Annotated in this window: 12 protein-coding genes; 10 read left to right on the top strand and 2 right to left on the bottom strand. The window is 64.0% G+C overall.

Annotated features, from left to right (window positions below; translation table 11 throughout):
• Positions 1-60: 60 nt before the first annotated feature.
• Positions 61-1,440 carry a serine protease gene (locus V1290_RS19430; protein WP_334365898.1) on the top strand — a complete coding sequence of 460 codons (1,380 nt, stop codon included), beginning with the start codon at positions 61-63 and terminating at the stop codon, positions 1,438-1,440.
• A gap of 376 nt (positions 1,441-1,816) precedes the next feature.
• On the top strand, positions 1,817-2,584 hold the full coding sequence (locus V1290_RS19425) for a ParA family protein (protein WP_334365897.1): 768 nt from the start codon (positions 1,817-1,819) through the stop codon (positions 2,582-2,584).
• Positions 2,585-2,651: 67 nt separating this feature from the next.
• Here the strand turns inward: V1290_RS19425 and V1290_RS19420 are convergent, their stop codons facing one another.
• Complete coding sequence (locus tag V1290_RS19420) at positions 2,652-3,209, bottom strand: GNAT family N-acetyltransferase (protein ID WP_442893787.1); 558 nt, start codon at positions 3,207-3,209, stop codon at positions 2,652-2,654.
• Positions 3,206-4,087, bottom strand: coding sequence for a bifunctional DNA-formamidopyrimidine glycosylase/DNA-(apurinic or apyrimidinic site) lyase (mutM, locus tag V1290_RS19415; RefSeq protein WP_334365895.1), 882 nt, complete (start codon positions 4,085-4,087; stop codon positions 3,206-3,208). The genes V1290_RS19420 and mutM overlap by 4 nt, the downstream gene beginning before the upstream one ends.
• A 79-nt stretch (positions 4,088-4,166) precedes the next feature.
• On the opposite strand from mutM, the gene ubiE reads away from it, so the two are divergent.
• The 8 genes from ubiE (at position 4,167) to V1290_RS19375 (ending at position 14,011) form a co-directional block, all read left to right on the top strand.
• Positions 4,167-4,928, top strand: a complete 762-nt coding sequence (gene ubiE / locus V1290_RS19410) for a bifunctional demethylmenaquinone methyltransferase/2-methoxy-6-polyprenyl-1,4-benzoquinol methylase UbiE (protein ID WP_334365894.1) — start codon at positions 4,167-4,169, stop codon at positions 4,926-4,928.
• Positions 4,925-6,499 (top strand): 2-polyprenylphenol 6-hydroxylase, encoded by a 1,575-nt coding sequence (ubiB, locus tag V1290_RS19405; RefSeq protein WP_334369095.1) that lies wholly within the window; start codon positions 4,925-4,927, stop codon positions 6,497-6,499. The genes ubiE and ubiB overlap by 4 nt, the downstream gene beginning before the upstream one ends.
• A gap of 58 nt (positions 6,500-6,557) precedes the next feature.
• Positions 6,558-7,982, top strand: coding sequence for a bifunctional phosphopantothenoylcysteine decarboxylase/phosphopantothenate--cysteine ligase CoaBC (gene coaBC, locus V1290_RS19400; RefSeq protein ID WP_334365893.1), 1,425 nt, complete (start codon positions 6,558-6,560; stop codon positions 7,980-7,982).
• Positions 7,983-7,987: 5 nt separating this feature from the next.
• Entirely contained in the window at positions 7,988-8,437 is a 450-nt protein-coding gene (gene dut, locus V1290_RS19395; protein WP_442895066.1) for a dUTP diphosphatase, read from the top strand.
• Positions 8,438-8,708: 271 nt separating this feature from the next.
• A complete protein-coding gene (locus V1290_RS19390; RefSeq protein WP_334365890.1) occupies positions 8,709-11,228 on the top strand; it encodes a PAS domain-containing sensor histidine kinase in 2,520 nt (839 codons plus the stop codon).
• Positions 11,225-12,745 (top strand): tRNA (adenosine(37)-N6)-threonylcarbamoyltransferase complex ATPase subunit type 1 TsaE, encoded by a 1,521-nt coding sequence (tsaE, locus tag V1290_RS19385; protein WP_334365889.1) that lies wholly within the window; start codon positions 11,225-11,227, stop codon positions 12,743-12,745. Before V1290_RS19390 ends, tsaE begins: the two co-directional genes overlap by 4 nt.
• Before the next feature lie 88 nt (positions 12,746-12,833).
• Entirely contained in the window at positions 12,834-13,157 is a 324-nt protein-coding gene (locus V1290_RS19380; RefSeq protein ID WP_334365888.1) for a PilZ domain-containing protein, read from the top strand.
• 131 nt (positions 13,158-13,288) lie between these two features.
• Positions 13,289-14,011, top strand: coding sequence for a nucleotidyltransferase family protein (locus tag V1290_RS19375; protein WP_334365886.1), 723 nt, complete (start codon positions 13,289-13,291; stop codon positions 14,009-14,011).
• Positions 14,012-14,142: the final 131 nt, after the last annotated feature.

Raw genomic sequence — 14,142 nt, 5'->3', positions numbered from 1 at the left:
GATGTGCTTAATTGGCCGGGCGTCAATGATCGCACTCTCCTTATTCTGCCGGGATTTGTCATGAGATTGGTGCTTTCAGCAACATTGATGATCGCAGCCTCGGCTTTTGTGATCTCCGGGGCCGCCGCGCAGGCGCAAATGACGCCCCCTTCCACGACGGGCGCCAAGCCGAAGCAAGTCACGACGGTGCCGACCCGTCCCGCGCTGCAGAAGCCGGAGGACACGGCGAAGGCCTTGGGCCAGGCCGAGCGGCTGGCGCTGCAGTCGGACCTCGCCTGGGTCGGGCAATATAACGGCGCCATCACCGGCGACGTCAGCGAGCGCATGGTCAATGCGATCAAGGAATTCCAGAAGTCGCGCGGGGCTAAATCAACCGGCGTGCTCAATCCGCAGGAGCGCGGCCTCCTCGCCGACACTGCCAGAAAAAAACAGGAAAGCGTCGGTTGGAAAATCGTCATCGATCCCGGCACTAGCGCGCGGCTCGGCATTCCCACCAAGCTGGTGCCGCAGCAGGCCAGCGACGCCAACGGCACCAAATGGACGTCACCAACCGGCACGATCCAGATCCAGCTTTCGCGGCGCAAGGAAGCCAATCCGACCACGGCAAAACTCGCCGAGCGCGAGAAGAAAGAGCCGGGCCGCACCATCGATTACACCGTGGTCAAGCCGGATTTCTTCGTCCTGTCCGGCCTGCAGGGCCTGAAGAAGTTTTATATGCGCGGCACCTTCAAAGGCGACGAGGTCCGCATCCTCACCATCATGTACGACCAGGCAACCGAAAACACCGTCGAGCCCGTGGTGATCGCGATGTCGAGCGCGTTCAACGCATTTCCGGCGGCCGCGCAGACGGCGGGGCCTCCCCCGCGCAAGAGCGTGGAGTACGGCACCGGTGTCGTCGTCGGCGACGATGGCGCGATTCTGGCCGACCGCCAGATCACCGACGGCTGCCTCACGGTCGCGATCGCAGGGTTCGGCAATGCCGATCGTGTCGCCGAGGACAAGGAGCACGATCTGGCGCTCTTGCGCATCTATGGCGCGCGCGGGCTGAAGGCGCTCAATCTCGCCAATGCCGCCACCAAACCGACGCTCGACCTCACCGGCATTGCCGATCCGCAGAACCAGGGCGGCGGCGTGGCGGTGACCAGCACCAGGGCCACGGTGGCCCAGCTAGGCGGCAGCAGCGATATCGCGCTGACGCCCGCGCCGGCGCTTGGCTTCTCCGGCGCGCCCGCGCAGGACGGCGACAGCAAATTCGCCGGCATCGCGCTGTTGAAGCCAATTCAAGTGGCGGGACCTACCAATGGCGTGCCGGCGCCGCAAGCGATGCTGGTGACCGCCGAAACGGTACGCGACTTCCTCAAGGCCAACGGCATCAACGCGGCTGGCGGATCGACGGACGCCAAAGCGTCGGTGGTCCGCGTGATCTGCGTCAGGAAGTAGGAGTTCGTGTTCCGGACGCGGTGCAGCGCGTCAGCGGTGGACCGCAGAGCCGGGACCTATACCGCCGGGTGTGCCGTCCGCACGCCAGCAGGCCGCATGACGTCGGCGAGTGGCATGGTGGCGGCCATCGGCCAGCCGGATATGGGCCATGCCGTCGATGATCGGGCGCCGATGCGCCGCACGGCAGTATTTGCCCGGATGACCACACTTCCATAATCGGGCATCATTGCAAGCTGACTGATTCGGACTACCGCGATCCCCTGACCTTTGGATCGGGCTGGGCACGTCTGAGCGAGCGCGTAACTCGGCGTCGCAGAATGCGGCGCGGCTCGTGTGCCGTAACCAAAATGCCTGAAAGCCATCCAAAGGATCTGAAATGCAGACGATCGTATTGGCCACCCAGAAGGGTGGCTCCGGCAAAAGCACGCTCGCCATCAGCCTTGCGCTTGCCGCCATCCGGGCCGGGCACAATGTCCGCCTGATCGAGACGGACTCGCAGGGCACCCTTTCGAATTGGAAGCGCCGCCGCCCCTATGCCGCGCCGGTCGTCGAGCCGGTCTATGCCGCCAGGGAGGTCGAGCACCGCCTGCAATCGCTCGATCGCGAGGGCGTGACGGTAGCGATCGTGGATACCGCCGGCGGCGTCAGCGCCGCGACCAATTCAGCGATTCGTTATGCGGATTTCTGCCTGATCCCGACGCGCCCGAGCATCGCGGACATTGAGGCGACCGCCCCGACGCTCAGCGTCGTCAGGGCCTGGCGCAAGCCGTTCGCCTATGTCCTGAACCAGACGCCGATCCGGGGCACGCGCCTCACCAGCGCGGAGACCGCGCTGAGCGACGAGGCCGCGCTCGACATCGGCGATATCCTTGCCAAACCCTTCATCGTGATGCGCAACGATCATCAGGATGCGCTCAGCGCCGGACTTGCGGTCTGCGAATACGCGCCGTGCGGCAAATCTGCCGAGGAAATCCGCGCTCTGTGGCAGTGGATCGAAGTGCAGCTCGGCAATATGGCAGCGGCCGGCGACGAGCCGATCATCGAGGAGTTGGTGGAAACGCCTGCGATACTTCCGGCTATGGCTGCGCTGCCGGTCATCGCGAACGACAGCGCTCTCTTCCTGAGAGCGCCGGCTCGAGTCTGACATTCCCGCTTCGCGGGAAGACGGACGCAATCCAGCCGACCAGCCCCGCTGGATTGCTTCGCTCCGCCTACCTGTTCCGGCGCAGCCATTGTTCCCGCGTCACACGCCATCGTTCCGCTAGCGTCTGACCGTTGTGATGGGCAAGCTCGGTGTAGCCGACCAATTCGGCACCGGTCTTTTGCTTGACCCGGCGCGATGCCTCATTGGTTACCGCGTTACAGACGTAGAAAACCTCGAGGCCGAGTACGCCGAAGACGAAATTGTTCACCTCCGCGACGGCTTCGCTCATCAGGCCTTGATTCCAATAGCGCTCCGCGAGCCAGAAGCCCCGGTTGCCCTTCGCATTATCCGCCCTCGGGCGAAAGCGAATATTCCCGATCGCCTCGCCATCACCGCCGCGCAACACCAGCATCCAATTATAGATCTCTTCCCCTGCGGCGACCCTCTCCAACTCCCTCGTAATGAAAGTGGTCGCGCCGTCCTCCGGATATGGCCAGGGGACAACCGATGCGAGATGCTGGATGATATTCCAGTTGTTGAAATGACGTTGGATCGCCGGCGCATCGGATAGCGCCAGCGGCCGCAAGATCAGTCGCCTCGTTTCGAGCGTCGGCGTGATGGTCATTTCTGACATTTCGGACACCAGAAGGTTGAACGGCCGTTCTGTACGAAGCGTCGCACGACACCGCCGCAGCCTTTAGTTTGGCACTTCTCGCCCTCGCGATCATAGACCTGGAACGAGTGCTGGAAATAGCCGAGTTCGCCCGAGGTCAGCCGATGATCGTTGATCGAGGAGCCGCCGGCCTTGATGGCCTGATTGAGCACTGTGTGAATTGCATTCACCAGCCGCCCGGCATGGTCGGTCGGCTCGCCCGTCTTCGTTGCCAGCGTCGCCGCCAACCGGCGCGGCGAAAGATGCGAGCGGTACAGCGCCTCGCAGACGTAGATATTGCCGAGGCCGGCAACCACGCGCTGGTCGAGCAGCGCGGCCTTCAGGCTGGTCTTCTTGTTGAAGCAGGACCGCGCCAGCATCGCGGCGTCGAATTCGTTGCCGAGCGGCTCGGGCCCGAGACCCTTCAATAGCGGTTCATCCTCCAGCACGTTGCGGGCAATAATCTTCATGTAACCGAAGCGGCGCGGATCGTTGAACACGACGGACCTGCCCGACGACATGTGAAACACCACGTGATCATGCGCGCGGTCCTCGCTGCGCGGATGGTGGAATTGGCCGGGCGCATTGTTAGCGCCGCCATCGAGCACCCGGAACGAGCCGGACATGCCCAGATGCATCAGCAGCACGTCGCCGGAGGTAAGGTCCGCCATCAGATATTTGGCACGGCGGCCAAGGCCGGTCACCGTCTGGCCCTCCAGCCGAGCGATAAAGTCTTTTTGAAAGGGAAACCGCAAATCCTTGCGCCGGGCTTCCGCCTTGAGGATTTTCGCCCCCTCCATGGCGGGTTGCAGGCCGCGGCGGACGGTCTCAACTTCGGGCAATTCAGGCATGCAGGCATTCACCTTATGGAGGTGACGTGATAGCGCCATTGCGACGGGCGCGCTATGGTCCGGTAGTGGAGTACATCTAATGGATCGGCCGGATCAAACCACCCATTTTGGCTTCAGGGACGTGCCCTTAGGGGACAAGCAGTCGCTGGTGAACGACGTGTTTCACAGCGTGGCAAGGCGCTATGACCTGATGAACGACCTGATGTCGGCGGGCCTGCACCGGGTCTGGAAAGACGTCATGATCACGGCGCTCAACCCGCCGAAAAGTGATGCGCCGTTTGCGCTGCTCGATGTCGCCGGCGGCACCGGCGACATCGCCTTCCGCGCGGCCAAGGCCGCAGGCTTTGGCTTCCGCGCCACCGTCTGCGACATCAATACGGATATGCTGGAAGTGGGTCACAACCGCGCGCTGGCGCAGCATCTCGACCATCAGGTGTCTTTCGTCGAAGGCAATGCCGAGACGCTGGCTTTCCCGGATCGTTCGTTCGACGCCTACACGATCGCCTTCGGCATTCGCAACGTGCCGCGGATCGATGTGGCGCTGCGCGAAGCCTATCGCGTGCTGCGGCCGGGCAGCCGATTCCTCTGTCTGGAATTCTCCACCGTCGACGTTCCCGGACTGGACTGGCTGTACGACCAGTTCTCGTTCAAGGTGATCCCACCGCTCGGCCGCGCCGTGACCGGCGATGCCGAATCCTATCAGTATCTCGTCGAATCGATCCGGAAATTTCCCCGGCCCAATGTATTTGCCGAGATGATCCGCGGCGCCGGCTTTGCGCGGGTGAAGTGGGAAAGCCTGTCCGGCGGGATCGTGGCGCTGCATTCGGGCTGGCGCTTGTGATTTCTGCGGCGACCCACATCGCGCGGCTTGTCCGCGCCGCTTACGTGTTCGCGCGCGAGGGCGTGTTCGGCGTCATTGATCCGAGCCTGGTGCCGGCGCCCGGGCAGCTCGCGCTGCGGCTGGCGCGATTGATCGAGCGGCCCGGTGCCAAATCCGGCCCGCGACTATCCCGCGCGCTGACGCGGCTGGGACCGGCCTACCTCAAGCTCGGACAGTTTCTGGCGACCCGCCCCGACGTGGTCGGGGTTGCGATGGCGCGCGACCTGGAAAGCCTGCAGGACAGGCTGCCGCCGTTTCCGCAAAGTGAAGCGGAAGCGGTGATCGCGCTGTCGCTGGAACGCTCTGTGGCTAAGGCCTTTGTCAGCCTCGGCCCGGCGGTCGCCGCCGCGTCCATCGCGCAGGTGCATCGTGGCGAGATCCAGCGCAATGGCGTGCGCCAGCCGGTCGCCGTAAAGGTACTCCGGCCCAACGTTGCCTCGCGCTTTCGCCGCGACCTCTCCGACTTCTTCTTTGTCGCACACAACGCGGAAGCGCATTCGGCCGAAGCGCGGCGGCTGCGGCTGATCGAGGTCATCAACACGATGTCGCGCTCGGTCGCGATGGAGATGGACCTGCGGCTTGAGGCTGCCGCTCTTTCCGAGATGGCGGAGAACACCCGCGACGATCCGGATTTCCGCGTGCCGGTGGTCGACTGGGACCGCACCACTCATAACGTGCTGACGATGGAGTGGATTGACGGCATCGCACTGAACGACCATGCGCGCCTCGAAGCAGCGCAAGTCGATTTGCCCGACCTCGGGCGCAAGGTGATCCAGAGTTTCCTGCGCCACGCGCTGCGCGACGGCTTCTTTCATGCCGATATGCATCCCGGCAATCTGTTTCTCGACGATACCGGCCGGCTGGTGGCGGTCGATTTCGGTATCATGGGCCGGCTCGGTGTGAAGGAGCGGCGCTTCCTCGCCGAAATTCTGTTGGGCTTCATCACGCGCGACTACCGCCGCGTTGCGGAAGTCCATTTCGAGGCCGGCTACGTGCCGGGGCATCATTCGGTGGAAAATTTCGCGCAGGCCATCCGCGCCATCGGCGAGCCGATCCACAACCGCACCGCCGAAGAAATCTCGATGGCGAAGCTGTTGACCCTGCTGCTCGAGGTCACCGGCCTGTTCGACATGCAGACCCGGCCCGAACTGATCCTGCTGCAGAAGACCATGGTGGTGGTCGAAGGCGTTGCCCGCGGATTCGACCCGAAACTGGACATTTGGAAAGTGGCAGACCCCGTGGTGCGCGAATGGATCGAGCGCAATCTCGGCCCGCTCGGGCGGGTTCAGGGCGCCATGACCGGCGCCGGCGAACTCGGCCGCGTGATGACGGGCCTGCCGGCGATCGCCTCGCGGGCGGTTGCCGTGATTGAGAACATGGAAAAGATGACCCGCGAGGGCCTGACGCTGTCGCCGGAGACTATTGCGGCCCTGGGCCGTGCAGAAGGCCGCAAGAGCCGTTGGCGCACGGTGGCGCTCTGGATCATTGCGGCGACGTTTATCGGAATTCTGTTTGCGATCCTGCAGTTGTGATTGCAATGCTAGCATATCGTGCTAGCATTGACTGCATAATTTTGCCGGAGGCCGCCCTATGGCCAGCCTGACCATCCGAAAACTCGATGAAGCCGTCAAAGCCTATCTGCGGCTCAGGTCGGCGGGAAACGGCCGCTCCGTCGAAGAGGAAGTCCGGGTCATCCTGGGAGAACTAATCCAAGGGCGTCCCGAACTATCAGGCGCCACACTACCCTCCGCAGAGGCAGCGCCGTCGGCCAGCGCCTCCAGCACGCGGAACGTCACCCTGATCATCGGCGGCGGCATTGCCGCGTTCAAGTCGCTGGAGCTGATCCGGCGGCTGAAGGAGCGACACATTCACGTCCGCTGCGTGCTAACCAAGGCCGCCCAGCAATTCGTCACGCCGCTTTCGGCCAGCGCGCTGTCGCATGAGCGCGTCTATACGGACCTGTTCAATCCCGAGAGCGAATTCGACGCCGGCCATATCCGGCTGGCGCGCGAATGCGATCTGATCATCGTGGCGCCGGCGACCGCCGACCTGATGGCGAAGATGGCGCACGGCCATGCCGACGATCTCGCTACCGCCATCCTGCTGGCAGCCAACCGGCCGATCCTGCTGGCGCCTGCGATGAACCCCCTGATGTGGAACAACGCCGCCACCCGCCGCAACGTCATGCAGCTTCGCCGCGACGGCGTTCACATGATCGGCCCCACCGCCGGGGAAATGGCTGAGTCCAATGAGGCCGGCATCGGGCGGATGTCGGAGGCGGTCGAGATTGCCGCCGCCGCCATCGATATCCTGCGCCCGCCGCGACCGCGTCCGCTCGCGGGCAAGCGTGTGCTGATCACGGCAGGGCCGACGCATGAGGCGATCGATCCTGTGCGCTATATCGCCAACCGCTCCTCCGGCAAGCAGGGTTTTGCCATCGCCGCCGCGGCACAGGCCGCGGGCGCGGACGTCACGCTGGTGTCCGGCCCGGTCGACTTGCGCGATCCCCCCGGCGTCACGGTGATCCGGGTCGAATCGGCGCGTGACATGCTGCATCGGGTGGAAGCCGCCTTGCCGGCGGACATCGCGATCTTCGCCGCCGCCGTTGCCGACTGGCGCGTTGCCAATGAAGGCGAGCAGAAACTAAAAAAGACGTCCGCCGGCATGCCGCAGCTCACATTGGTGGAAAATCCCGACATTCTGGCGACGATCTCGAAACTGAAGGAGAAGCGTCCGCCGCTGGTGATCGGTTTTGCCGCCGAGACCGAACATCTGATTGACAATGCAAAGGCCAAGATCGTGCGCAAGGGCTGCGACTGGATCGTCGCCAATGACGTTTCGCCTGCCTCCGGTGTGATGGGCGGCGACCGCAACACTGTTCACCTGCTGACGCGCGATGGCGAGGAGATCAACGTCGACAGCATTAAAGTGGAGTCTTGGCCGGTGATGACCAAGGAACAGGTCGCAGCCGAACTGGTGGCGAAGATTGCGCAGACCATGGAGAAGAATTCGTGAGCGTGATGGTGAAGGTCGACGTCTGCCAACTGCCACATGGTGAAGGCCTCGCACTGCCGGCCTATCAGAGCGCCGATGCCGCCGGGCTCGACCTGCTCGCGGCGGTGCCGGCGGATACGCCGCTGATCCTCCCGCCCGGAAAATTCGCGATGGTGCCGACCGCGCTCACGATCGCGCTGCCTTCCGGATATGAGGCGCAGGTGCGGCCGCGCTCCGGGCTTGCCGCCAAACACGGCGTCACGGTGCTGAACTCGCCCGGCACGGTGGATGCGGATTACCGCGGCGAGATCAACGTGCTCCTGATTAACCACGGCGATACGCCCTTTCCAATCAAGCGCGGCGAGCGCATCGCGCAGATGGTGATCGCGCCTGTGGTGCAAGCGGAACTGGTTCCCGTCACTTCGCTGACGGCAACCGGCCGTGGCAGTGGCGGTTTTGGCTCGACCGGCCGCTGAATCCTTTCAATTTGAACGGTTCGGAACGACGCCGCCTTGATTTTTTCACAGGCAGTTTTGCGTTCACGGTCTGGACTCTTACCGGTCGACTTCCGAAGGGGATACTCTCGACCCGATTCGTGTAGAGCGCGACCAGCAAAAGTGGGGTCCGGTTTTGTGTCCGGGCGCGCTCAATCCTTAGTCGGCGCACAATCTCAACGCAAACCGCTCACATTTTGGCGGATTATGCGCTGGGGGTGGTGCCTGCAGTCATGCGTTCTTGGGGCAAATAATGTCGGGCGTAGTCGCTGCGATGCGTCGAACCCTGCTGTCGTGCACCTCGCTGGCGCGCCACGGCGTGATTGCGCTCGCCACCGCCTTCTCGGCGCTGCCGGAGCCCGCTTTGGCCGACGAATTGACCATCACGCAGGCGATTTCCGCCTTGTTCGCCCTCAATCACCAGGAGTTCGCGGCGCTGACCACGGCGCTATCGCTGCTCGGCTTTACTGTGGTGGCCGCAATCCTGCTAATGCGCACGCGCATTCGGGCCACCCGGACGGAACTCGACCTGCGCTCCGACATCGCCGATCTGCAGGTACAGGCCGACCGGCTGCGCGCGCTGTTGTTCGCCGAGCCGCAGATCCTGATTGCCTGGGCCGCGGGGGACAACCGGCCCCAGATCAGCGGCGACACTTCGCTTCTGATCTCGCAGGAAGCACTGTCGAATTCGCCGCAACGCATTCTCGCCTTTGGAACCTGGCTGCCGCCGGAACCGGCGCTGCGCATGGACCGTGCGGTCGACGCGCTGCGCGAGGCCGGCGAAGGTTTTCTGCTCAACCTCTCCACCTCGAGCGGCCGCGCCATCGAAGCGATGGGCCGTGCCATTGGGGGACAAGCCATTGTGCGGATTCGCGAACTCGGCGGCTTGCGCCGTGAACTCGCCGAATCCAATCTCCGCTACAGGACGCTTTTGGAGGAGACCGAGTTGTTGCGCAACTTCGCCGCCGCGGCGCCCTGGCCGATCTGGGCCAAGAGCGCCGAGGGCAATCTGCGTTACGCGAACGCGGCCTATGTGCGGGCCACCGAAGGCGCAAGCGTCGCGGACACGATCTACCGCAACCTCGAGCTCCTGGAGAACGACCAGCGTTCCGAGATGGGCCGGGTGCTGAACGACAATTCCACCTACGCCGCGCGGCTGCCGATCGTGGTCGGCGGCGAGCGACGCATCTATGATGTTCAGGCGCTCAAGCTCGGCGGCGGCAGCGCCGGCATCGCCATCGACGCCAGCGAGGCGACCCAGTTGCGCGACGCCATGGAGCGGATGGCGGAAGCCCACCGCCGCACCCTCGACCAGTTGTCGTCGGGGGTTGCCGTATTCGACGGCCAGCGGCGGCTTGCCTTCTACAACGAATCGTACCGGCGGCTGTGGGGCCTCGATCAAGCCTTCCTCGATTCCAACCCCGACGACTCAAGCGTGCTCGACCGGCTGCGCGCGGCGCGCAAACTGCCCGAACAGCCCGATTTCCGCGCCTGGAAGGCCAAGCTCCACGACGCCTACCGCGCCGTCGAGCCGGAGAACTACACCTGGTTTCTGCCCGACGGCCGCGCCGTCAGCGTCGTCACCACGCCGAACCTCGAAGGCGGCGTCACCTATCTGTTCGACAATGTCACCGAGAGCCTCGATCTCGCACGCCGCTATGACCGGCTGACCCGGGTCCAGCATGAAACGCTCGACAATCTGGCTGAAGCGGTCGCCGTGTTCGGTAGCAACGGCCGTGTGGAACTGTTCAATCCCGCTTTCCTGAAAATGTGGAAGCTCTCGGCGGAATCGCTCAAAGAGCAGCCCCACATCGAGACCGTGGAAGCGTGGTGCAAGCCGCTGTTCGACGACGCGCTGACCTGGCGGGCGCTGCGCGAGGCGATCACCGCGATCGAGAACCGGGCGCAGGTGGCGCTGAAACTCGAGCGCAAGGACGGCAGCGTGCTGGATTGCATGACCATGCCGCTACCCGACGGCGCGACGCTTTTGACGTTCCAGGACATCACCGACACCGAAAATGTCGAGCGCGCGCTGCGCGAGCGCAACGAGGCGCTGGAAGCTGCCGACCAGATGAAGGTGGATTTCGTCCACCACGTGTCCTACGAGCTGCGCGCACCGCTGACCACCATCATCGGCTTTGCACATTTCCTCAGCGATCCCTCGACCGGCCCGCTGACGCCAAAGCAGGCCGAGTATCTGGACTACGTTACCAAGTCGACCAACGCGCTGCTCGCGCTCACCAACAACATCCTCGATCTCGCCACCATTGATGCCGGCGCCATGAAGCTCGAGCTCGGGCCGGTCAATATCGAAAAAGCCATTCAGGCCGCCGCCGAAGGCATCCAGGACCGGCTGGCGACCGACCGCATCGAGCTCAAGGTCGATATCGATCCTGAGATCGGCAACTTCACCGGCGACGAGCGGCGCGTGGTGCAAGTGCTCTATAACCTGCTTGCCAACGCCGTCGGGTTCTCGCCGCACGATGCCGCGGTCACGATCAGCGCGCGGCGAACCGAGCACCGCGTGATCTTCACCGTCTCCGATTCCGGCCCCGGCATTCCCGCCGAGGTGAAAGACAAGGTATTCGACTGGTTCGAGAGCCACTCCCACGGCTCGCGCCACCGCGGCGCCGGCCTCGGCTTGTCGCTGGTACGCTCGTTCGTCGAACTGCATGGCGGCAAGGTGCGCGTCGACTCGGTCGTCGGCAGAGGCACGACCGTCACCTGCGATTTCCCGATCGACCAGAACGCCCACCGTAACGCTGCCGAATGACCGCGCCCGCGACATTTACGGTGGCGTTGGCGAACGAGGCGGCAACGGCGCATCTGATGGCCGACCTCGCGCTGCTGGTCGGCCCCGGCGACGTCATTACGCTGTCGGGCGATCTCGGCGCGGGAAAGACCGCGGCGGCGCGCGCCATGATCCGTTATCTCGCCGACGATCCCGCGCTCGAAGTGCCGAGCCCGACTTTCACGCTGGCGCAGAGCTACGAGCTGCCATTTCCGATTGTCCACGCCGATCTCTACCGCATCAACGATTCGAGCGAGCTGGAGGAAATCGGCTTGTCGCCACTGCCGGAGGACACGCTGGCGCTGATCGAGTGGCCGGAGCGCGCACCCGACGCACTGCCCGAAGATCGCATTGACATCGCCTTCAGCCATCGTCCCGCGCTCGGATCGAGCGCACGGGCCGCCGAAATCACCGGCTATGGCAAGGCAGCGGCGCAGGTGGCGCGACTAAGCAGCTTGCGCAAATTTCTCGCTGAGGCAGGCTTTCTGGATGCAGCGCGCGAGCGCATGCCCGGCGACGCCTCGACGCGCTCCTATGCGCGTCTGATCGGCGACGATGGCACATCCATCCTGATGAATTCGCCGCGCCGTCCGGATGGACCGGCGATCTATGGCGGAAAATCCTACAGCGCGGCCGTTCATCTCGCCGAGGATGTCAAGCCGTTCGTCGCCATCGACAATGGCCTGCGTGCACACGGCTTCTCGGCGCCCGCGATCCGCCACGCCGATCTCGATTCCGGTTTTCTGATCACCGAGGATTTCGGCAGCGCCGGCATCGTCGAAGGCGATCCGCCGCGGCCGATCGCCGAGCGCTATGAGGCGGCAACCGACATGCTCGCGGCGTTACACCGCGAAACCCTGCCCGAAACGGCGCCGCTTGGGCCGCAGGGCTCTTACGAAATTCCGGTCTACGATATCGATGCATGGCTGGTCGAGATCGGGCTGATGCTCGAATGGTATCTGCCGGTTCGCGGCGCTGCAGTCAGTTCGCAACAACGCGACGAATTCATCGCGATGTGGCGAACGCTGTTGGAAAAGCCGGCGGCTGCACCGCGAACCTGGGTGCTGCGTGATTTTCATTCGCCCAACATCATCTGGCTCGACGATCGCACCGGGATTTTACGTGTCGGCATCATCGACTTCCAGGACGCCGCATTGGGCCCTGCCGCCTACGATCTGGTTTCCCTGCTGCAGGACGCGCGTATCGACGTCCCCGAACCACTCGAGTTGTCGCTTTTGACCCGCTACATCAAGGCGCGCCGCGCGGCAGATGGCCAATTCGATCCGGCCAGCTTTGCCGAGCTCTACGCCATCATGTCGGCGCAGCGTAATACGCGCCTGCTCGGTACCTTCGCCCGGCTCAACGGGCGCGACGGCAAGCCGCAATATCTGCGCCACCAGCCCCGGATCTGGACCTACCTGAACCGCTCGCTGGCGCACCCCGCGCTGGCGGCGTTTCGCGAATGGTACGCCGCCAACGTGCCGCCGCCGCTGCCCTGATTTACCTCCTGTTAGCCACCCCGCATTTAATCTGGAACCGGCACGCTGCGCAGGCGTGGCCAGCATCTTTTGAAGCGGAAGGACGGCCATGGCGGCGGCGGAACGGCGCAAGGGAGATCGAGTCGTGTTCGAGCGCGGCTTTGCGGCGCACATGATGGGAATCGACGGCACCTGGCGGCGTGATTGCGTGATGGAAGACGTCTCCGAGACCGGCGCCAAGCTGACGGTCGAAGGCTCGGTCGAGGGCCTGCATCTGAAGGAATTCTTCCTGCTGTTGTCGTCGACGGGATTGGCCTATCGGCGCTGCGAGCTGGCCTGGGTCAATGGCGATCAGATCGGCGTCAATTTCCTGAAGCAGGGCGACAAGAAGAAGAAAATGGCCAAGCGCGGGGCCGAGGACGCCGACGCCTGAAATTGGCAAGCGCCGGCGCGCCGTCGTACGGCCGTCATGAGCGCCCACTAAGGCCTCATGGTTGGCTGGGTTCAAGCGAATCGCCGTGGTATGATCCGCGGCGCAATTTGATGGTTCGAGAAACTCCAAAAATGTCTGTTACGCCCACCAAAGCCATGGTCCTTGCCGCCGGTCTCGGTTTGCGCATGCGCCCGCTGACCGACCATATGCCGAAGCCGCTGGTGAGTGTGGCCGGCCAGCCGTTGCTCGATCACGTGCTCGACAAACTCGCCGGCGCCGGCGTCAGCGAGGCCGTGGTCAATGTGCATTACCTGCCTGACCAGATCATCCAGCACACGGCGAACCGTAGCCGGCCCCGCATCATCATTTCCGACGAACGCGACCAGGTGCTCGGCACCGGTGGCGCGGTGGTGAAGGCGCTGCCGCTGCTCGGCAAGGAGCCGTTCTTCCACGTCAACGCCGATACGATGTGGATCGACGGCGTGCGGCCCAATCTGACGCGGCTTGCCGAAACCTTCGATCCCGATCGCATGGACATCCTGCTCTTGATGGCGCCGACCACGAGCAGCATCGGCTATGCCGGCCGTGGCGACTACGCCATGCTGCCGGATGGCGCGCTGCGCAAGCGGCGCGAACACCAGGTGGTGCCGTTCGTCTACGCGGGTGCCGCGATCATGTCGCCGTCGCTGTTTGCCGACGCGCCTAAGAGCGAGTTTTCGCTGACCAAAATGTTCGACCGCGCCAACGAGCAGGAACGACTGTTTGGCCTCAGGCTCGACGGCGTATGGATGCATGTCGGAACCCCCGACGCGGTACAGGCCGCGGAAGAGGCGTTTTTGGAAAGCGTGGCCTAGCCGCATTCCGTAGTCCCGTAGGGTGGGCAAAGGCGCGTCGCGCCGTGCCCACCATGCATCCCGGATTTCGGTAGGAATGGTGGGCACGCTTCGCTTTGCCCACCCTACCGCTCAGACAAAAAATCTCGAAA

This window comes from Bradyrhizobium sp. AZCC 1578 (genome assembly GCF_036924675.1).
Classification (GTDB): domain Bacteria; phylum Pseudomonadota; class Alphaproteobacteria; order Rhizobiales; family Xanthobacteraceae; genus Bradyrhizobium.
Note: the sequence above shows the minus strand (reverse complement) of the source record. Positions and strands in the feature narration are given on the sequence as shown.

What these genes read in the sequence shown, in the direction of transcription:
- V1290_RS19430 (WP_334365898.1), top strand. Translation starts at nt 61, where the DNA reads ATGAGATTGGTGCTTTCAGCAACATTGATGATCGCAGCCTCGGCTTTT.
- V1290_RS19425 (WP_334365897.1), top strand. Translation starts at nt 1,817, where the DNA reads ATGCAGACGATCGTATTGGCCACCCAGAAGGGTGGCTCCGGCAAAAGC.
- V1290_RS19420 (WP_442893787.1), bottom strand. Translation starts at nt 3,209, where the DNA reads ATGACCATCACGCCGACGCTCGAAACGAGGCGACTGATCTTGCGGCCG.
- mutM (WP_334365895.1), bottom strand. Translation starts at nt 4,087, where the DNA reads ATGCCTGAATTGCCCGAAGTTGAGACCGTCCGCCGCGGCCTGCAACCC.
- ubiE (WP_334365894.1), top strand. Translation starts at nt 4,167, where the DNA reads ATGGATCGGCCGGATCAAACCACCCATTTTGGCTTCAGGGACGTGCCC.
- coaBC (WP_334365893.1), top strand. Translation starts at nt 6,558, where the DNA reads ATGGCCAGCCTGACCATCCGAAAACTCGATGAAGCCGTCAAAGCCTAT.
- dut (WP_442895066.1), top strand. Translation starts at nt 7,988, where the DNA reads ATGGTGAAGGTCGACGTCTGCCAACTGCCACATGGTGAAGGCCTCGCA.
- V1290_RS19390 (WP_334365890.1), top strand. Translation starts at nt 8,709, where the DNA reads ATGTCGGGCGTAGTCGCTGCGATGCGTCGAACCCTGCTGTCGTGCACC.
- tsaE (WP_334365889.1), top strand. Translation starts at nt 11,225, where the DNA reads ATGACCGCGCCCGCGACATTTACGGTGGCGTTGGCGAACGAGGCGGCA.
- V1290_RS19380 (WP_334365888.1), top strand. Translation starts at nt 12,834, where the DNA reads ATGGCGGCGGCGGAACGGCGCAAGGGAGATCGAGTCGTGTTCGAGCGC.
- V1290_RS19375 (WP_334365886.1), top strand. Translation starts at nt 13,289, where the DNA reads ATGTCTGTTACGCCCACCAAAGCCATGGTCCTTGCCGCCGGTCTCGGT.